This is a genomic window from Streptomyces sp. NPDC048496 (assembly GCF_043200055.1).
Classification (GTDB): Bacteria; Actinomycetota; Actinomycetes; order Streptomycetales; family Streptomycetaceae; genus Streptomyces.
Genome location: NZ_JBICXB010000004.1, coordinates 104,868 through 122,615, shown reverse-complemented (window position 1 = coordinate 122,615; position 17,748 = coordinate 104,868). Strand labels below are relative to the sequence as shown.

General features: G+C 71.4%; 18 protein-coding genes. 3 read left to right on the top strand and 15 right to left on the bottom strand.

What is annotated here, in order from left to right; translation table 11 throughout:
* Nucleotides 1-293: 293 nt before the first annotated feature.
* The 4 genes from ACGFSA_RS06595 to ACGFSA_RS06580 all read right to left on the bottom strand — a co-directional run bounded on the left by ACGFSA_RS06595 (nucleotide 294) and on the right by ACGFSA_RS06580 (nucleotide 2,497).
* Nucleotides 294-566 carry a zf-TFIIB domain-containing protein gene (locus ACGFSA_RS06595; protein ID WP_393300567.1) on the bottom strand — a complete coding sequence of 91 codons (273 nt, stop codon included), beginning with the start codon at nucleotides 564-566 and terminating at the stop codon, nucleotides 294-296.
* A 68-nt stretch (nucleotides 567-634) separates the two neighbouring features.
* The gene (locus ACGFSA_RS06590; protein ID WP_393300564.1) at nucleotides 635-1,594 is read right to left on the bottom strand and encodes a phosphotransferase family protein; all 960 of its coding nucleotides are present in this window, start codon (nucleotides 1,592-1,594) and stop codon (nucleotides 635-637) included.
* Between the two features lie 245 nt (nucleotides 1,595-1,839).
* Nucleotides 1,840-2,049, bottom strand: coding sequence for a hypothetical protein (locus ACGFSA_RS06585; RefSeq protein ID WP_366132935.1), 210 nt, complete (start codon nucleotides 2,047-2,049; stop codon nucleotides 1,840-1,842).
* Nucleotides 2,050-2,239: 190 nt separating this feature from the next.
* Nucleotides 2,240-2,497: a hypothetical protein gene (locus ACGFSA_RS06580; protein WP_393300560.1), complete on the bottom strand. Its 258-nt coding sequence runs from the start codon at nucleotides 2,495-2,497 to the stop codon at nucleotides 2,240-2,242.
* A 206-nt stretch (nucleotides 2,498-2,703) separates the two neighbouring features.
* Between ACGFSA_RS06580 and ACGFSA_RS06575 the strand changes: the two genes are divergently transcribed.
* Nucleotides 2,704-4,032 (top strand): serine/threonine-protein kinase, encoded by a 1,329-nt coding sequence (locus ACGFSA_RS06575; protein WP_393300557.1) that lies wholly within the window; start codon nucleotides 2,704-2,706, stop codon nucleotides 4,030-4,032.
* Nucleotides 4,033-4,050: 18 nt separating this feature from the next.
* Here the strand turns inward: ACGFSA_RS06575 and ACGFSA_RS06570 are convergent, their stop codons facing one another.
* The 9 genes from ACGFSA_RS06570 to ACGFSA_RS06530 all read right to left on the bottom strand — a co-directional run bounded on the left by ACGFSA_RS06570 (nucleotide 4,051) and on the right by ACGFSA_RS06530 (nucleotide 15,219).
* Nucleotides 4,051-4,239 carry a TrmH family RNA methyltransferase gene (locus tag ACGFSA_RS06570; RefSeq protein ID WP_393300554.1) on the bottom strand — a complete coding sequence of 63 codons (189 nt, stop codon included), beginning with the start codon at nucleotides 4,237-4,239 and terminating at the stop codon, nucleotides 4,051-4,053.
* A 73-nt stretch (nucleotides 4,240-4,312) separates the two neighbouring features.
* Complete coding sequence (locus ACGFSA_RS06565; RefSeq protein WP_393300551.1) at nucleotides 4,313-5,209, bottom strand: TrmH family RNA methyltransferase; 897 nt, start codon at nucleotides 5,207-5,209, stop codon at nucleotides 4,313-4,315.
* Between the two features lie 64 nt (nucleotides 5,210-5,273).
* Nucleotides 5,274-6,530, bottom strand: coding sequence for a uroporphyrinogen-III C-methyltransferase (gene cobA / locus ACGFSA_RS06560; protein WP_393300549.1), 1,257 nt, complete (start codon nucleotides 6,528-6,530; stop codon nucleotides 5,274-5,276).
* Nucleotides 6,531-6,768: 238 nt separating this feature from the next.
* A complete protein-coding gene (gene cobT / locus ACGFSA_RS06555; protein WP_393300547.1) occupies nucleotides 6,769-10,086 on the bottom strand; it encodes a nicotinate-nucleotide--dimethylbenzimidazole phosphoribosyltransferase in 3,318 nt (1,105 codons plus the stop codon).
* A gap of 334 nt (nucleotides 10,087-10,420) precedes the next feature.
* Nucleotides 10,421-11,635 (bottom strand): precorrin-6y C5,15-methyltransferase (decarboxylating) subunit CbiE, encoded by a 1,215-nt coding sequence (gene cbiE / locus ACGFSA_RS06550; protein ID WP_393300545.1) that lies wholly within the window; start codon nucleotides 11,633-11,635, stop codon nucleotides 10,421-10,423.
* Between the two features lie 106 nt (nucleotides 11,636-11,741).
* A complete protein-coding gene (locus ACGFSA_RS06545) occupies nucleotides 11,742-12,419 on the bottom strand; it encodes a GNAT family N-acetyltransferase (RefSeq protein ID WP_393300543.1) in 678 nt (225 codons plus the stop codon).
* Nucleotides 12,420-12,532: 113 nt separating this feature from the next.
* Entirely contained in the window at nucleotides 12,533-13,399 is an 867-nt protein-coding gene (locus ACGFSA_RS06540; protein ID WP_393300540.1) for a MetQ/NlpA family ABC transporter substrate-binding protein, read from the bottom strand.
* Between the two features lie 75 nt (nucleotides 13,400-13,474).
* Nucleotides 13,475-14,146 (bottom strand): methionine ABC transporter permease, encoded by a 672-nt coding sequence (locus tag ACGFSA_RS06535; RefSeq protein ID WP_393300537.1) that lies wholly within the window; start codon nucleotides 14,144-14,146, stop codon nucleotides 13,475-13,477.
* Entirely contained in the window at nucleotides 14,143-15,219 is a 1,077-nt protein-coding gene (locus ACGFSA_RS06530; protein WP_393300535.1) for a methionine ABC transporter ATP-binding protein, read from the bottom strand. Before ACGFSA_RS06530 ends, ACGFSA_RS06535 begins: the two co-directional genes overlap by 4 nt.
* Before the next feature lie 627 nt (nucleotides 15,220-15,846).
* Between ACGFSA_RS06530 and ACGFSA_RS06525 the strand changes: the two genes are divergently transcribed.
* Nucleotides 15,847-16,206 (top strand): hypothetical protein, encoded by a 360-nt coding sequence (locus tag ACGFSA_RS06525; RefSeq protein WP_393300532.1) that lies wholly within the window; start codon nucleotides 15,847-15,849, stop codon nucleotides 16,204-16,206.
* 1 nt (nucleotide 16,207) lies between these two features.
* Entirely contained in the window at nucleotides 16,208-16,636 is a 429-nt protein-coding gene (locus ACGFSA_RS06520; RefSeq protein ID WP_393300529.1) for a hypothetical protein, read from the top strand.
* Nucleotides 16,637-16,641: 5 nt separating this feature from the next.
* Here ACGFSA_RS06520 and ACGFSA_RS06515 read toward each other — a convergent pair whose 3' ends face one another.
* The gene (locus ACGFSA_RS06515; RefSeq protein WP_393300526.1) at nucleotides 16,642-17,145 is read right to left on the bottom strand and encodes a GNAT family N-acetyltransferase; all 504 of its coding nucleotides are present in this window, start codon (nucleotides 17,143-17,145) and stop codon (nucleotides 16,642-16,644) included.
* Nucleotides 17,146-17,191: 46 nt separating this feature from the next.
* The gene (locus ACGFSA_RS06510; RefSeq protein WP_393300523.1) at nucleotides 17,192-17,728 is read right to left on the bottom strand and encodes a sigma-70 family RNA polymerase sigma factor; all 537 of its coding nucleotides are present in this window, start codon (nucleotides 17,726-17,728) and stop codon (nucleotides 17,192-17,194) included.
* Nucleotides 17,729-17,748: the final 20 nt, after the last annotated feature.

Below are 17,748 nucleotides of genomic sequence, written 5' to 3'. Positions count from 1 at the left end.
GTTCGTACAGGCCGTGGGCGAACGGCACGGCGCCCCGGAGCCTGACCACGGCGGCGAGTGTCCTACGACCGCTGGTGTGCACGGGCTTTCCTTCCGGCTGACGAGGAACGTCAGGGGCCGGAACTTCAAGGACCAACCATGCCGCCGCCTCAACGACTGACGGAAGTTGCCGACGGTATGCATTCCGGAGCAGGGCTACTTCGTGCGGGCCCGGACCGTATGGAGCGCGTGCACCGGACGCGCCGCGGGCCCGGACGCAGTGCGTCCGGGCCCGCGGCGTGGTGTCGGCCGGGTCAGGACGAGAAAAGCATGTGGCCGAAGCTCTTGTGCCGGTAGTGACCGCCGTGGTGCTGCGGGGCGCCCCACACGGGGGCCGGCGCGGCGGGGTAGGCCTGGGGGGCCGGCGGCGCGGGCGGGGCCTGCTGGGTCCACTGTGCCTCGATGCGGGTCAGGGTCTCCAGCTCGCCGTAGTCGAGGAATATCCCGTGGCAGCCGCTGCACTGCTCGATCTGGATGCCATTGCGGTTGTAGGTCTGCATCTGTGCGTGGCACTTGGGACACTGCATGGTCGGCTCAGCTCCTCGCCGTCGGTTCGCCGTCGCCGGAATGCATGCCCGGAGACGATCGGTTCACCCTACGACGAGTGCTCGGTCGCCAACTCGACCAGGAGGGACGCAATTCGGGCACAGGCATCGATCATCGTCTGTTCCACCTCATCCGGACTTCGCCCCTCCGCCGCGGACTTGGCGAACGCCAGTGCCGCGGCCTGAACCGTCAGGGCGCGGGCCGGGACGTCGAGTTCGGGCCAGGGATCGCCGTCGGCCCGCACAGCGGGCCCGCCCGCTGCCCGGTAGGCGTCCAGGAAGCGCAGCCAGACCTCGGGGGGCAGCAGTCCTGCGGCGTACCAGGCGGCGGGGCGGGCGAGGTCCCACGCGGGGTCACCGAGCCCCACGTCGTCGACGTCGATCAGCAGCCAGCGGCCGTGCGCCGCGGGGTGGCGGACGAGCTGGCCGAGGTGGAGATCGCCGTGGCAGATGAAGTCCGAGCGGTGCGGGGGTGCGGGGGCTTCGTCACGGGCCCAGGCCGGCAGGCGCCGCCATGCTTCGCGTACGGGGGCGGTGGCCGGGTCACCGGGCCGGGCGGCGCACATCCGGGCCACGGCGAGAGCGGCTTTTGCGGGTCCGCGCATGGGAGGAAGGGCGGGCGGGGGCGCGGTGCGGTGGAGCCGGGCCAGGAGGACGCCGGCCTCTTCCCAGGGCGCGGCGTCGGGGTCCGCGGGGTCGACCGGCTCACCGTGGGGCCACAGGGTCACCGGACGGCCGTCGACCACGGGGACAGCAGGCTGGGGTACCGGTGGCAGGAGGATGCCGCTGAGGGCCGAGGCCAGGGCCGTGCGGGCGGCCAGGGCGGCGGTGTCGGTGTCCGGGGCGTGGGCCTTCGCGACCACGGAGCCGGAGCGGACGACCGTACCGTCGGCGCGGTCCGCGAGCACCGCCGGTGCCGGGCAGGAAGGACAAGGGGCCTCGGTGCGCGGGTGCGGGTGGGCCGTGTCGTGGGCGAGGGCGCCCAGCGCGCGGACAACTGCGGTGGTCACGGTCTCCCCCGGTGGCAACAGGTGCGGCCCGGTCCGCCCCGGGCACGCCGACGAGCGTACGCGCTGCCGCGCCAGCCGCGTGGCGACGGTGTGGTGCGCCGCCGCGCATCGCCCCCGGACAGCGCGATGTCCGGTCAGCTCCCCAGCTGACCGGACAAACGCTGCCGTCCGCCGCACCCCCGTCCCCACGGGGTTGTTGGCCGGATGTCCCGGTCCGGACCGCTCTTCCGGACCCGGGGCGCCGCTCAGCGCCCCAGCATCACGCCCACGGACGACGCCTGTGTGACCACCGCGTCCCAGCCGCCGAAGACGACTACGAGCAGGGCCGCCAGAGGAAGAACCATGGCCGTCGCCACCAGCGGGTGGCGCGTACCGGACGACGGGCGGCCGCCGAACGCGGCATGAGCCCTGCGTCCCTGCGTGCGGATCATCGTCCGCGTCGCCGTGTCCGCCATGGTTCCTCTCCTGACCTGATTGTTGGAGCAGCGGGCGTTTGACCTCGGGGGACGAGTGCAACGCCCGCCGCTTGAGTTCAACACTAGGGACGCGAGGAGGCTGGGTCGTCATGCCCGCGTACCGAATGCCGGGCCTCCCGGAGGATGAGCCGTGGGTGGTCGGTGTACTCCCCTGGGTGGAGATCCTGCGCTACGCCTTGGGGTCATCCCGGAGGGGACGCTCGGACGCGTCCTGCCTCGGGACCGGTTGTTCGACCAGGGCGAGCACCCTGGTCGCCATGAAGCGGGCGGTACGGACGACGGTGCCGCTGCGAGTGACTTCACTCACTTCGACCACCCCTCGGCGGACAGCTGTCTCCACCCGGCGGCCTGCTCCGGTGGCCACCACCTCGTACGTACGCGTCGTGTCTCCCGCGTCCACGACTATCTCCACACGATCGCCCTTCACTGATCCAATCCCCCTTCTGCGACGGACCTTTGAGATCTCGCACGGGCCCGGGAGCGTGGATCCGCGGCTCCCTGACCACTCCTCAAGTTTCCCACCCGGCACTGACAATCGATCGGCGGGCGAGGGCGCGGCCTCTGAGCGCGCCGGGCCACGGGTACGTAAGCTGTGCCACGTCAGGCGGACCAGGCAGCGGGGATGGGCAGACGATGGCGATGATGCGGCTCCGGCGCGAGGACCCGCGTGTCGTCGGCTCGTTCAGGCTGCACCGGCGACTCGGGGCGGGCGGCATGGGTGTCGTCTATCTCGGTTCGGACCGGCGCGGCCAGCGGGTGGCGCTCAAGGTGATCCGCCCGGATCTCGCCGAGGACCAGGAGTTCCGTTCGCGTTTCGCGCGCGAGGTGTCGGCGGCGCGGCGGATCCGCGGCGGCTGTACGGCGCGTCTGGTGGCCGCCGATCTGGAGGCGGACCGCCCGTGGTTCGCGACACAGTACGTCCCCGGGCCCTCGCTGCACGACAAGGTGGCCGAGGAAGGTCCGCTGTCGGCGGCCGAGGTGGCGTCGATCGGGGCGGCGCTCTCCGAGGGGCTCGTGGCGGTGCACGAGGCGGGTGTCGTCCATCGCGACCTGAAGCCGTCGAACATCCTCCTCTCCCCCAAGGGACCCCGGATCATCGACTTCGGGATCGCCTGGGCGACCGGGGCGAGCACGCTCACGCATGTCGGCACGGCGGTGGGCTCACCGGGATTCCTTGCGCCCGAGCAGGTGCGGGGCGCGGCGGTGACACCGGCGACGGACGTCTTCTCGCTCGGTGCCACACTGGCGTACGCGGCGATGGCCGACTCGCCTTTCGGGCACGGCAGTTCCGAGGTGATGCTCTACCGCGTGGTGCACGAGGAACCGCAGTTGTACGACGTGCACGACGCGCTGGCGCCACTGGTGAGCGCCTGTCTGGCGAAGGATCCGGAGGAGCGGCCGAGCACGCTTCAACTCTCCATGCGCCTCAAGGAGATCGCGGCCCGTGAGGCACAGGGCCTGCATGAGAGCCGGCCGGCCGCCCAGCGCTCGGCGCAGGAGCTGGACCGGCCGACCGGCCGGCTCGACGGCCCGTACACCGAACAGCAGACCCGGCGTGCGGCGGGCCCGCCGCCGCCCCGTCCGCAGACCCGGCAGACGGCGCCCTCGCGCACGACGTCGCCCCGTACGGGGGGCTCGCGGCCGCAGCCGCCGCGCAACACCACGCGCTCCGGCAAGCGCCCCCAGGCCACCAACGGGACGAACGGCACGAAGGGGCGTCCGGGGACCCGGCCCGGGACCCGTACGACATCGACGGGCCGGCGTCCGGCCAACCCGCGGCTGCTGCGGCAGCGTCTGGTCGTCTTCGTCGTGGTGACGCTGCTGGTGGCGCTGGGGATCGCGGCGGCGCAGGGTTGCCAGGGACCGGCCCGTGGGCTGGGCGCCACACAGGCCCCGGGACAGCAGGAACAGCACGAAGTGCAGGAACAGCACCAGGGGCAGCGCCTGCTGACCCTGCAGTAGACGCCGGCAAGCAGCCGGTCAGTCCTGCGGGCGGCCCGTCGCCACCGCATAGAACGCGACTGCGGCGGCCGCGCCCACGTTCAGCGAGTCGACGCCGTGCGCCATCGGGATGCGTACCCATTCGTCGGCAGCGACCAGGGCCTGCGTGGACAGTCCGTCGCCCTCGGCGTTCCCTGATCCCCCACCCTCGCGAGATACCCCCGGCATCCGGCTCCCCCGTGCCATGCTCAGGGTCTCGCGGGGCGGGTCGGCACACGAACACCCCGCGATCTTTCCGAGGTCAGGCAGACCTCGGCCGTGTGGCGTAGAAGGCCACCGCTGAGGCCGCCGCGACGTTCAACGAGTCGACTCCGGCTTCCATCGGGATGCGGACGTGTTCGTCTGCAGAAAGGAGCGCTTCGGTGGTCAGCCCATCCCCTTCGGTCCCGAAGATGAGCGCCAGCTTCTCGTAGTCCCGCGAGGCGAGCTCGTCGAGGGTGATCGACTGCTCGCTGAGGCAGAACGCGGCCGTTATGTAGCCAGCCTCCCGGAGGAGCGCAACATCTTTCGGCCACGACTCCAGCCGGGTCCACGGGACCTGGAAGACTGCCCCCATCGAGACCTTCACGGCCCGCCTGTACAGGGGATCTGCGCATCGCGGAGTGAGGAGGATTGCGTCGACTCCGAGGGCTGCCGCGCTACGGAAGGCGGCCCCGAGATTGGCGTGATCGACGATATCTTCGAACACCGCAATGCGCTGACTTGTAGTCTTTTGTAGATCTGAAGCGAACATCGTGCCGATGTTGGTGTGGTCGTTGACCGACTCCATGACGACGACCCGGCGGGTCTTCGTCAGCAGTTCGTCGGCCGTCGGCAGCGGTTTGCGCTGCATGGAGGCGAGCGCGCCGCGGTGCACGTGGTAGCCGGTGACGCGTTCGGCGAGCTCCGGGCTGACCGCGTACACCGGGGCCGGAACCTCGTCGATGACGTCGCGCATCACATCGACCCACTTCGCGGAGAGCAGCATCGAGCGCATCTCGTACCCGGCGTGCCGGGCGCGTCTGATCACCTTCTCGCCCTCGGCGATGAAGAGTCCTTCGGCCGGCTCCCGCCTGCGCCGGAGTTCGACGTCGGTCAGGCCCGTGTAGTCGCGCAGGCGAGGATCGTCGGGGTCGTCGACGGTGATGAGATCTGCCACAGGTTGATACTGCCTTGTCCGGTGTGTGGTGCCAACGGCTTGGAAAAAGATCCGTTACCGCTGGTTACTCGGCGGGGTGCGGGGCGGTGTCCGTACCGACCGCGACGACATCGCCGATGACGATCACGGCCGGGGGCCGCACCTCTTCGGCGACGGCCCGTTCACCGGCGGTCGCGAGGGTCGCGTCGACGCGGCGCTGGGATGCCGTGGTGCCCTCCTGGACCAGGGCGACCGGGGTGTCCGGGGACTTGCCGTGGGCGATGAGGGCCTTCGCGATGACGCCGATCTTGTCGACGGCCATCAGCAGCACGAGGGTGCCGCGCAGCTGCGCGAGCGCCGCCCAGTCGACCAGCGAACGCTCGTCGTCGGGGGCGACATGACCGCTGACAACGGTGAACTCGTGCGCCACCCCGCGGTGGGTGACGGGGATCCCGGCTGCTCCGGGTACGGAGATCGAGCTGGAGATGCCGGGGACGACGGTGCACGGGATGCCTTCGGCGGCGAGCGCCTGCGCCTCCTCCATGCCCCGACCGAAGACGAACGGGTCGCCGCCCTTGAGCCGGACGACGGCCTTGCCCGCCCTGGCGTGCTCGATCAGCGCCTGGTTGATCGCCTCCTGCGCCATGAAACGGCCGTACGGGATCTTCGCCGCGTCGATCACCTCGACGTGCGGCGGCAGTTCGTCGAGCAGGTCGCGCGGGCCGAGCCGGTCGGCGATGACGACATCGGCCTCGGCGAGGAGGCGACGGCCGCGCACGGTGATCAGGTCGGGGTCGCCGGGGCCGCCGCCGACCAGGGAGACACCGGGGGCGGGGCGGGTGCGGTGGTGCGGGGCGGCGAGCGTGCCGTCGCGCAGGCCCTCGACGATGGCGTCGCGGACGGCGGCGGAGTGGCGCGGGTCGCGGCCCTGGGCGTCGGTGGAGAGGACGGCGACGGTCACGCCCTCGCTGCGACCGGTGGCCGGGGTCCAGGCGGTGGCCACGTCGGCGTTGTCGCTGCGCACGCACCAGGTGCGGGTGCGCTCGGCCTCGGCGGACGCGGCGTCGTTCGCGGCGGCGTCGTCGGAGGCGATGAGTGCGTACCAGGTGTCGGTCAGGTCCCCGTCCTCGTACCGGCGGCGCTCCCAGCGGATCTCACCGGCGTCGGCCATCGCCTCGACCGACGGAGTCGCGGACGGCGATACGAGGGTGATGTCGGCACCCGCCGCGATGAGTGCGGGGAGGCGGCGCTGCGCGACCTGGCCGCCGCCGACGACGACGACGCGGCGCCCGCTCAGGCGCAGTCCGACGGGGTACGCGGGGTGATCGGCGTGCTCGGCCATGGCGGTGCGGGCTCCTCGGGCAATGCGGGGTGCGGGCCGCTGCGGCGGTGGAGCGGCTGTGACGTGCGGTTTTGTGGGGCGTGGGTCCACGATACGGGGTGCGTCGGGGCGCGGGGCGGGCCGGTGGGGCGGCTGGAGGACCGCTGCACGGAGCTGTCCCTTGCCCGTCCCTGCCCGAAACCTTGGCTCGGCCCGGCCGAGCGCCTCGGGCGCCGGCCGGGCCGAGCACGGCCGAGCGCTACTTCTCGGTGACGCCTGCCGAGTCGAACGTCGCCACCTCGTGCATCGCCCGCGCCGCGCTCTGCACGATCGGGAGCGCCAGCAGCGCGCCCGTTCCTTCGCCGAGGCGGAGGTCGAGGTCGACCAGCGGGCGCAGACCCAGCTTGTTGAGCGCGGCTACGTGGCCGGGCTCGGCGCTGCGGTGGCCGGCGATGCATGCGGCGAGGGCCTCGGGAGCGATCGCCCGGGCGACCAGGGCCGCGGCGCCCGCACTGACGCCGTCCAGGATGACGGGCGTACGGAGCGAGGCGCCGCCGAGCAGGAAGCCTGCCATCGCGGCGTGCTCCAGGCCGCCGACCGCGGCGAGTACACCGATCGGGTCGGCAGGGTCGGGCTGGTGCAGTTCGAGGGCCCGGCGGACCACGTCGACCTTGCGGGCGTGCATCTCGTCGTTGATGCCGGTGCCGCGACCGGTCACCTCGGCCGGGTCCATGCCGGTGTACACGCAGATCAGTGCGGCGGACGCCGTGGTGTTGGCGATGCCCATCTCACCGGTGAGCAGGCCCTTGTTGCCCGCCGCGACCAGGTCGCGGGCGGTCTCGATGCCGACCTCGATGGCCGAGAGGACCTCCTCGCGGGTGAGGGCGGGGCCGGTGGTGAAGTCGGCCGTGCCGGCGCGCACCTTGCGGGGCAGCAGGCCGGGTGTCGCGGGCAGCTCCGTGGCGACGCCGACGTCGACCACGCACACCTCGGCACCGACCTGGGACGCGAACGCGTTGCAGACCGCGCCGCCGCCGAGGAAGTTGGCGACCATCTGGCCGGTGACCTCCTGCGGCCACGCGGTGACGCCCTGGGCGTGCACCCCGTGGTCCCCGGCGAAGATCGCGACGGCCGCGGGCTCCGGGATGGGGGGCGGGCACATCCGGGAAAGGCCCGAGAGCTGTGCGGAGATGATCTCCAGCATGCCGAGCGCACCGGCCGGCTTGGTCATCCGCTTCTGGCGTTCCCACGCCTCGCCGAGTGCCTTGGCGTCCAGCGGGCGAATGTTGGAGATGGTCTCCTGCAGCAGGTCGTGCGGTTCCGCGCCGGGCAGGGCGCGGCGGCCGTACGTCTCCTCGTGGACGACCCAGGACAGCGGGCGGCGCTTGGACCAGCCCGCCTGCATCAGTTCGGGCTCCTCGGGGAACTCGTCGACGTAACCGACACAGAGGTATGCGACGACTTCGAGGTGTTCGGGCAGGCCCAGGGCGCGGACCATCTCACGCTCGTCGAAGAAGCTGACCCAGCCGACGCCGAGGCCCTCCGCGCGAGCGGCGAGCCACAGGTTCTCGACGGCGAGCGCCGAGGAGTACGGGGCCATCTGCGGCTGGGTGTGCCGGCCGAGCGTGTGGCGGCCGCCGCGGGTGGGGTCGGCGGTGACGACGATGTTGACCGGGGTCTCGAGGATGGCCTCGATCTTCAGTTCCTTGAACTGCTTGGCCCGGCCCTTGGGCAGCGACTTCGCGTAGGCGTCGCGCTGACGCTGCGCCAGTTCGTGCATGGAGCGGCGGGTCTCCGCCGAGCGGATGACGACGAAGTCCCAGGGCTGCGAGTGGCCGACGCTGGGCGCCGTGTGCGCGGCTTCGAGGACGCGGAGCAGGACCTCGTGCGGGATGGGGTCGCTGCGGAAGCCGTTGCGGATGTCGCGGCGTTCGCGCATCACCCGGAGCACGGCTTCGCGCTCGGCGTCGTCGTAGCCGGGGGCGGGTGCGGAGGCGGGAGCCTCGGTCTCCGCCGCGGCCTCCGCGGCCTCGGTCTCCTCCGCGGCAGTGGCCTGGACCGGTTCGACGGGCTGCTCGTCCGCAACGGGCTCGGTGTCGGCCGGCTCCGTGTGCCCGGAGACCTCTGCGGGCTCGGTGGCAACTGCGGGGGCCGCGTCGGCCACGGGGGCCGTGAGGTCCGGGGTCTCGATGACCTCGGGGCCGGTTTCGGGCTCCGGTTCGGGGGCCGTCACCGTCTCGGACGCAGCCTCGGCCACGAGGACGGGTGCGGGGACGGGGGCGGACTCCTCCGGAGCGGTGACCGGCTCGGGGGCCGCGACCGGCTCCTGGACGGCGACCGGCTCAGGGGCCGCGACCGGCTCCTGGACGGCGACCGGCTCGGGGGCCGCGACCGGCTCCTGGACGGCGACCGGCTCGGGGGCTGGTGCTTCGACCGCCTCGACCGGAGGGACGGTCTCGGCGGTCTCGATGACCGGGGCGGGTACGGGCTCGACGGCGATCGCCACACGCTCGGGCTGGGGTTCGGGCGCGGGCTCGGATGCCACGACCGGCTCCGCGACCGGCGTCGGGGCCAGATGCGGGGTGGTCGGCACCGACCCCTCCACCGGAACGAACTGGCCTGCGGGCGCTGCTTCCACCGGCGTCTCCGCCGGAGCGGCGGCCTCCGCGGACGGCTCGAACGGAACCTCGGCCGCAGCCGGCACGGCGACCGGCTCTGCGGCCGGTTCGGCCACGAGGGCGGGCTCGACGAACTCCGGAACGACCGTTTCTGCGAAGGGTTCCGCAGCCACGGGCGCCGCGACCTGCTCCGGCGCATGGGCCGCCCACGGGCTCCCGCCCTGCGGCGGGATCTCGCCGAGCTGCGGGCCCGGCAGCACAGCCGCTTCGGTACCCGGCTGGTCGAAGTACTCGGGACCGGTGGTGGGCGGTCCCGCCTGCCGTGCGGGCATCGGTGGCTGCGGCGCGCCCGCGGGTCCTCGGTCGGAGAGCGAACGGACCACTCCGCCGGTCGGCGTCCCGCCGTACGACGGGGTCGACTCGCCCGAGGCCGGTCCGCGGTGCAGCGGTCGGCGTACGGGGGAGGCGGTCTGCGCCACCGCAGCCTGTGCGGGAGCGGGGGCCTGGGCCGGCATACGTACGCCATTGAGGTCGACGGCACCCGAGTCGCGGCCGCCGGACTCGTGCGTGCCCTGCCCGGTCTCGGTCATCGCTCCGGCCACCGCCTGCTGCACGGCGTACACCGCCGGGTCCGGCGCCTGGACCTGCACGGGTCCCTGGGCCTGTGCGGCCTGCATGGCGGGCCGGCCCTGCGGCTGCGCCTGGTAGGCGGCCTGCTCGGTCACGGGTGCCTGCACCTGCACGGCTCCGCCGTCCGTCGGCTGACCGGGGACCGGGGCCACCTGCTGGTCGCTCCAGGCGCCCTGCGGGCTCGGCATCAGCAGAAGGTCGTCGTCCTCGGACACATGCTCGGAGGGGTCGAGGAAGGTGTACGCACCCGGGGCGGGGATGCCCGGTTGCTCCACCATGCCTGCGTTCTCCGGCAGTCCCTCGCCCGGGATCTGGCCGGTGCCACTCATGCGTACCCCTCGCCCATCGTCAGTGCTCCTTCGGCCCTTCGCCCGGGACGCCCGAACACGGCACGCCGGTGCTCGTCATGAAGAACGAGCGGGCTCGCCGCGCGGCACGAATCGGACGCGGACGTACATCATTCTCGCGGCCGTTCGCCGCCGCGACAGGTAGTTCTGCCACGGCTCGCTGTGGGCTGCGCCACGTTGCGCGTCCCCCGGGGTTTGCCGTACCACAACGAGGCCCAAAACGGTCCCCATTTCCGGACATTGACGAACGAACCGACGAACGTCCAGGTGCGGTGCAACGATCGGCCAGCCTACCTCGCGCAGTGCGCCGACCGGGTCACGGGGCGAGGTCCGATCGCACTGCCGAGAGCAGAAACACGACCGCGCGTTCGCGCTCCACCCATGCGGACGTGTCGAGTTCGACGGACTGGAGGAGTGCGCACTCGACCGTGTAGCCGTTCCCGGTGAGTGCGGCGCCGAGTGCTTCGGCCTCGTCGCGGGTCGAGGCGTGGGTGACGATCCGTTCGGGCCGGCGGTCGGCGACGGCGGTGACGACGGGGACGCCGCCGCCCCCGATCCGTACGACATCCGGCTCGGGCAACCGTTCCAGCACATGGGGTGCGCGGCCGTGGACGACCTGGAGCTGTACACCGAAGGTGCGGGCAGCGGCGGCCGTTCGGGCGCAGGCGTCCGGGTCGCTGTCGACCGCCAGGACCGCCGCACCGAACCGCGCCGCCTCCACGGAGAGGGCGCCGCTGCCGGAGCCGATGTCCCAGACGAGGTCGCCCCCACGCGGGCCGAGGCGGGCGAGTTGGGCGGCGCGCAGCCCCGGGGACTCGCCCTCGGGGTCGGTGGCGCTGTCCGGGTAGGCGTCGGAGGGCAGCGCCCAGCCCCGTACGCCGTGCGGGTGGCGGCCCGAGATCCAGGCACCGGTGGTCTGCTGTTCGGGTCCGCCGCCGATGACGATCACCACGTTGGGGTCGCGCCAGACGTGGTCGGCGGCCTTGTCGGAGGTGAGGACGGTGACCTGTTCGCGTGCGGTGCCGAGTTCCTCGCAGATGACGAAGGTGCGGTGGACGCCGTCGAGGAGCAGGGCGAGTTCGGCGGGTCCCGCGCCGGGCGAGGTGAGGACGGCGACCTTGTGGTGGGCGCGGCAGACGTTGACGGCGCGGCGCAGGGTGCGGGGGTGGGCGACGACGATCTGGGCGTCCTCCCAGGGCATTCCGGCGCGGGCGAACGCGGTGGCCACGGCCGACACGGCGGGCACGACTTCGACTTCCAGGCCGTGTTCGGGTGCGCGGAGGTTGCGTACGACCCCGAAGAAGCCGGGGTCGCCGTCGGCGAGGACCACGGCGGTGCCGCGGTGGCCGGCGATCCTGCGGGCGGCCAGGTCGATGGAGCCGAGGCGGATCCGTTCGGCTGCTGCCGGGACTTCGGGGAGAGCGAGGTGGTGGGCGGCGCCCGCGACGAGGGTGGCGGCCGAGAGCGCGGCCGTGGCCACCGCGGTCAGTGGCGAGCCGTCCCAGCCGATCACCGTGACCCGGTCGGCCATCTGTCGTCAGTCTCCTGGAATCGTCGCACGTAAACCGCCCACGAGAGGGCGGGCAGGGTGAGACTATCCGGTCTCCGACCGGTCCGTACCGGTGTGGTCCCCTGCGTCAGTTCCAGTCGCTGTACGTGTCGTAGCCGCCCGCGTCGGCCAGCTGCTCGGCGACTCCGTCGAGGTCCTCGGGGAGCAGGCCCCAGACGATCAGGTCGGTCCTGATGTCGATCCAGCCGCCGTCCTCGGTCTGAGTGCGCGCTATCCGGGCGTTGCGCAGGACGCCCTCGCTGATGCAGCCGAGCTTCTGGGCGACCTGCTGGGAGGCGGTGTTGTCGGCGGCGGTGCGCAGTTCGATGCGTTCGAAGCCCTGGTCGCGGAAGAGCCACTGGGCGACGGCGAGGACGGACTCGGTGGCGTATCCCTCGCCGCGGGCCCAGGGGGCCGTGATGTAGGCGGCCTCGGTGGCGAGGGTGCGCCAGTCGGTGTTCCGCAGCCGAACCGAACCGACGAGGCGCTGGGTGAGGAATTCGGTGACGGCGAAGACGATGCCGTCGCCGCCCGTTCGCTGTGCAGGAGCGATCCTGCGGACCCAGCGTTCGGCGTCGACCTGGGTGTAGGGGTGGGGTGCCTCGGTCCAGGCGGTGACGAGTTCGTCGTTCATCATCTCGACGTACGCGGGAACGTCGGACATGTCGAAGGGGCGCAGCACCAACCGATCCGTGCTGATGGAGATGGACGGAAAGGTGGAAGTCATGCGCAGCTCCATGCCGAAGACCGTGTAAAGGCACAGCATGCAGCATGGGACGGACCTTGCGCATGGCCGGGTCCGCACGGCGGAGCCCCGCGCACCCCGGTGGCGGATTCTTGGGGTGCGCGGGGCTCGGCCACGCGGATGCGGTACGGATGTCAGGAGTTGCCGAGTCCACCGAAGGCGGGGATGACCGCGCCCTGGTAGGTGTCCTCGATGAACTTCTTGACCTCGTCGGAGTGGAGGAGCTTCACGAGCTTCTGGACGCGGGGGTCCTTCTCGTCGCCCTGCTTCACGGCGAGGATGTTGGCGTACGGGTTGCCGTCCGCCTTCTCCAGCACGAGGGCGTCCTTGGAGGGCTTGAGCTTGGCCTCGATGGCGTAGTTGCCGTTGATGACGGCGGCGTCGACATCGTTCAGGGCGCGGGGGACGGTTGCGGCCTCCAGCTCCTTGAACTTCAGGCCCTTCTTGTCCGTGATGTCGCTGATCTTGGCGTTGGTGCCGACGCCGTCCTTGACGGTGATCAGGCCGTTCGCGGCGAGGAGCTGGAGGGCGCGGCCCTCGTTGGTCGTGTCGTTCGGGACGGCGATGGTCTGGCCGGCCTTGATGCCCTTGAGGTCCTTGACCTTGTTGGAGTAGAGGCCGAGCGGCTCCAGGTGCACATTGGCGACCGCGACGATGTGGGTGTTGTTCTTCTTGTTGAAGTCGTCGAGGTACGGCTGGTGCTGGAAGAAGTTGGCGTCGACCTGGCCGTTCTCGGTGGCGGTGTTCGGCAGGACGTAGTCCGTGAACTCCTTGACCTCGAGCTTGAGGCCCGCCTTGGCCGCCAGGTTCTTCTTGACAAAGTTCAGGATGTCGGCGTGCGGCGTCGGGGACGCGGCGACGACGAGCGCCTTGGAGGTGTCGGCCTTCGCGCCGGTCTCGCTCTTGGACGCCGGGTCGGACGACGTACCGCAGGCGGTGAGGCCGAAGGCGAGGGCGGCGGTGGCGGCGGCAGCTGCGGTGATCTTGATGTTCTTACGCACGAAAAGTGCCTCTTTCTGGTGGTGAGGGTGGTGCGCCCGGACAAGGAGTTCGGGCTTGTGAGCGGAGAGAAAGTCTCAGGATTCGGTGCGGCCCCGGCGGGCCAGCAGGCGTACGGCGATGTCGCCGATCAGCTGGATCGCGGTCACGATGACGATGAGCAGCGCGACGGTGATGAGCATGAACCGGTTGTCGAAGCGCTGGAATCCGTAGGTGACGGCCTTGGAGCCGAGTCCTTCGCCACCGACCGCGCCGGCCATCGCGGAGTACCCGATGAGCACGATGACGGTGGTGGTGATCCCGGAGACGAGCGACGGCAGGGCCTGCGGCAGCAGGACCTTGCGGACGATCGTCGGGATGGATCCGCCCATCGACTGGACGGCCTCGACGAGCCCGTGGTCGACCTCGCGGATCGATGTCTCGACGAGCCGGGCGAAGAACGGGATGGCGCCGACGGCGAGCGGCACGATCATCGCGGTCGGGCCGATGAAGGTGCCGACGACCCAGGTGGTGAAGGGGATCAGGGCGATCAGAAGGATGATGAACGGCAGCGAGCGGCCGATGTTCACGATCACGCCGATGACCTTGTTCACCACGGTGTTCCGGAGCAGTCCGCCCTTGTCGGTGAGGACCAGCAGCACGCCGAGGGGCAGTCCGACGAGGACGGTGACGAGCGCGGACCACAGCACCATGTAGAGGGTGTCGACGGTTCCCTGGGACAGCAGCGGCTGCATTTCGGACCAGGTCACTTGGCCACCTCCTTGGCGAGCGGGGTCTGGGTGAGCGGGGCGGGAGTCTGTACGGGGATGTCGGCGGCGGCCGTGTCCACGACCTCGGCCTGCAGGCCCTGCTCGCGCAGGAAGCCGATGGGTACGACGTTCTCCTCGAAGCGGCCGGGCAGCTCGATCCGCATCCGGCCGATCTGGTTGCCGCCGACGGTGTCCATCGCGGCGCCCAGGATCGAGATGTCGATGTTGTACGTACGGGAGAGCTGGGAGATCACCGGCTGGGACGCCGCCTCGCCGTGGAAGGTGACGTCGACGACCGTGCGGTCGGGGCCGGAGGCCGTACCCCCGACCGGGAACAGCTCGTGGGCCAGTTCGGAGCCGGGGGTGGCGAGCAGTTCGCCGACAGTGCCGGACTCGACGATGCGTCCCTTCTGCATGAGCGCGGCCGAGTCGCAGATCGTCTTGACGACGTCCATCTCGTGCGTGATCAGCAGGACGGTCAGGCCGAGCTGCTGGTTGAGGTCGCGCAGCAACTGCAGGACGGAGCGGGTCGTCTCGGGGTCGAGGGCGGAGGTCGCCTCGTCGGAGAGCAGCACCTTGGGATCCCCGGCGAGGGCGCGGGCGATGCCGACGCGCTGCTTCTGACCGCCGGAGAGCTGGCCGGGGTACGCCTTCGCCTTGTCGGCGAGGCCGACCAGGTCGAGGAGTTCGAGGGCCTTGCGGGTGCGCTCCCGGCCCTGGACGCCGAGGATCTCGAGCGGCAGCTCGATGTTGTCCTGGACGTTGCGCGAGGCCAGCAGGTTGAAGTGCTGGAAGACCATGCCGATGCGGCTGCGTGCCTCGCGCAGCCCCTTGCCGGCCCGGCGGCCCCGGCCCGCGAGGGCGGTGAGGTCCTGGCCGGCCACGGTCACGGTGCCGGAGGTGGGGCGTTCGAGCAGGTTGATGCAGCGGATCAGAGAGGATTTGCCGGCGCCGCTCTGTCCGATGACGCCGTACACCTCGCCCTCGCGGACGTGCAGGTCGACGCCGTCCAGAGCGGTGACCTCACGGCCGCGCGACTGGTAGACCTTCGTGAGGCCCGTAGTGGTGATCACAGGGTTTCCGTCACTGTCGAGTGCACGGCGCGGTGTCCGCCGGGCACGGGGCGTTCGTCTGATGAGACTGTTCGGACTCGGATGTTCGGGCCCGTGGGTCTCGGCAGGGCTGCGGACCGCGGGTGACCGGGGGCAGCGCATGCGGGGGCAGGCTCGTTCCGCTGGGTGCGGACGGCAGGGGCTCGGTCTCGCTTCGGGGCGCGAGGCTCAGGCGGGGGCCCTCAGAAGGCGCGCATTCGACACATACAACGAGCACCGGGCGTGGTGATCGCCTCGGTCGCAAGGATGCGGCTGCTCGTCGTGGTCATGGCGCAAGTAAAACAGACGTCAGGTTCCACCGAGCCCAGGTGTCCGAATAGCGGACACTTCCGGTCAGGCCGTGGACGGCCCGCCGGACGGCCGCATTCCCGGTGACACCGTCCGTGACCTGCGACGATACGGCGACGGGGCAGTGGGGACCCGTCGTCGAGCGGCCCGCACCCGCCGTGCGCTGTGGCCAAGGCCACGGCCTTGGCCGCTGCCGTCGGAAGCAGTGGCCGGGCGCGGATCTGCACGCGCATCCGCACCGTCCGGCCCGGGCGCGGGGGCGCACGCGGGACGCCGTCCGGTCCGTAATACCCTCGCCTCATGCTTGTCGCCCTGACGGTCGCGGTCGCCGTGGCCGCGCTCGCCCTCGCCGCCTGGTGCGGTTTCGCCGCCTACCGGGACCAGCCGACCAAGGACTGGCACTTCATCGGAATGGCCGTGGTGTCGCTGCTGGCGCTGGCCCAGTTGGTGGTGGGAATCGTGCTGCTGGCCCGGGGCGAGCGGCCGGAGCAGGGCATGACGATCTTCATCTGTTATCTGATCGGCGCCTTCGCGGCCGTGCCCGCAGCGGGTTTCCTGTCGCTGACCGAGCGGACCCGGTGGGGTTCGGTGACGGTGGCCGCGGGCGCGGTCGTACTGGCCGTCCTGCAAGTACGGCTCTACGACATCTGGGGAAGCTGACGTGACCGACACCGATCGCCGAGCCGCCGGCGAGAAGACCGGCTTCCAGCTGGGCACCGGACCGGGCCGCGTACTGGTCTGGTTCTACGGGGTGTTCACCGTGGCCGCCGCCTCCCGCGCGATCGTCCAGATGATCCTGGGCTTCGGCAGGGCGCCGCTCGCCTATGTGCTGTCGGCCGTCGCCGCGCTGGTGTACGGCTTCATCACGTACTCGCTGGTGCGCGGCGGCGAGAAGGCGCGCAGGACGGCGCTGGTGTGCTGCGCCGCCGAGCTCGTGGGCGTACTGATCGTCGGTACGTGGACGCTGGTCGAGCCGTCCGCCTTCGCTGACGCCACCGTCTGGTCGTATCTCGGCAGGGACTACCTGTTCATCCCGGTGATCCTGCCGGTCACCGGGATGATCTGGCTGCGTCGCGCGAAGAACGCGTAACCCTGCTAGGCCCTGGCGACGTAGGCCTGTTCGGCGACGTCCTTCTCCAGAAGGATCAGCCGGACACCGTCCTGACCGGTGGCGCTGCCCACAGGGGCGTAACCCGCTCGCCGGTAGAGCCGCAGATTGGTCTCGCTGCGGTGCCCGGTGTGCAGCCGGAACCGGGTGGCCGACCGCTGATCTGCGAGTGCGGACTCCGCGGCGTTCAGCAGCCGGGCGCCGAGCCCGTGCCCCTGGAGCCGGGGGTGCACACAGAGTTTCCCTATCTCTCCGGTGCCGTCCGGATCGGTGGATCCGCGTACCGAGCCGACGACTTCGTCACCGAGCCGTGCCACGAACACCAGGTTCGCGGTCACTTCGTCACGGACCGAGTCGAGGGACTGCACCAGCGGGTCGATACGGTAATTCCCGTAGAGCTCCGCCTCGCTCTGAAAACAGAGGTACTGGAGCTTCAGTATCTGTTCGGCGTCCTCCGCGGTCGCCGCCGAGATGATCACACTCATGCCCATGTGTGCATGCCTCCCGCTCACCTGGTCCACCGGTTGTCCCCTGCTCCTATCCCCGCAGTTCAGGAACGACAACCTCCGCCGCGAGCATTCTGCGCAGACATCCAAGGCATCGGGAACGGATCGGCCCCAAACTGCCTTGTGACATACCCAACTTCCCTGCGATTTCCTTGTACGTGGAATCGCTCGGGGCGAGCATCGCCGCCAGCAGGCTCGCGCACCGTCCGGGCAGCCGCTCCACCGCGGCGTGCAGCGCGCGGCGTTCGTCGGCGCCGACCGCGGACCGCTCGGGGCAGTCGGCCGGATCCGGGACGGTCCCATCGGTGTACGGACGTTCGCGCCGCGCGGTACGGCGGGCGCGGCGTGCCTCCTCCCGTACGGTGTCGCGGACCCAGCGGGCCGGGTCGGCCGGCGGTGTCCGGTCCGCGAGCAGTTCCAGCAGCCGCAGCCAGACGGTCTGTTCGAGATCGGCGGCTTCGACGGCCGCGCCCGCTGCCGCGCAGCCGGCCTCGGCCGTCGCCTCGGCGCTGACGAGGGGGTACAGGGCGCGCACGACGGCGGCGGGGGCGTCTGCGGGAAGCGTCATGCCTCACGCGACGCGCCCCG

What these genes read in the sequence shown, in the direction of transcription:
- cbiE (WP_393300545.1), bottom strand. Translation starts at nt 11,635, where the DNA reads ATGGCCGACCGGGTCACGGTGATCGGCTGGGACGGCTCGCCACTGACC.
- ACGFSA_RS06515 (WP_393300526.1), bottom strand. Translation starts at nt 17,145, where the DNA reads ATGGGCATGAGTGTGATCATCTCGGCGGCGACCGCGGAGGACGCCGAA.
- ACGFSA_RS06510 (WP_393300523.1), bottom strand. Translation starts at nt 17,728, where the DNA reads ATGACGCTTCCCGCAGACGCCCCCGCCGCCGTCGTGCGCGCCCTGTAC.
- cobT (WP_393300547.1), bottom strand. Translation starts at nt 10,086, where the DNA reads ATGAGTGGCACCGGCCAGATCCCGGGCGAGGGACTGCCGGAGAACGCA.
- ACGFSA_RS06570 (WP_393300554.1), bottom strand. Translation starts at nt 4,239, where the DNA reads ATGCCGGGGGTATCTCGCGAGGGTGGGGGATCAGGGAACGCCGAGGGC.
- ACGFSA_RS06575 (WP_393300557.1), top strand. Translation starts at nt 2,704, where the DNA reads ATGGCGATGATGCGGCTCCGGCGCGAGGACCCGCGTGTCGTCGGCTCG.
- ACGFSA_RS06525 (WP_393300532.1), top strand. Translation starts at nt 15,847, where the DNA reads ATGCTTGTCGCCCTGACGGTCGCGGTCGCCGTGGCCGCGCTCGCCCTC.
- ACGFSA_RS06595 (WP_393300567.1), bottom strand. Translation starts at nt 566, where the DNA reads ATGCAGTGTCCCAAGTGCCACGCACAGATGCAGACCTACAACCGCAAT.
- cobA (WP_393300549.1), bottom strand. Translation starts at nt 6,530, where the DNA reads ATGGCCGAGCACGCCGATCACCCCGCGTACCCCGTCGGACTGCGCCTG.
- ACGFSA_RS06585 (WP_366132935.1), bottom strand. Translation starts at nt 2,049, where the DNA reads ATGGCGGACACGGCGACGCGGACGATGATCCGCACGCAGGGACGCAGG.
- ACGFSA_RS06545 (WP_393300543.1), bottom strand. Translation starts at nt 12,419, where the DNA reads ATGCTGTGCCTTTACACGGTCTTCGGCATGGAGCTGCGCATGACTTCC.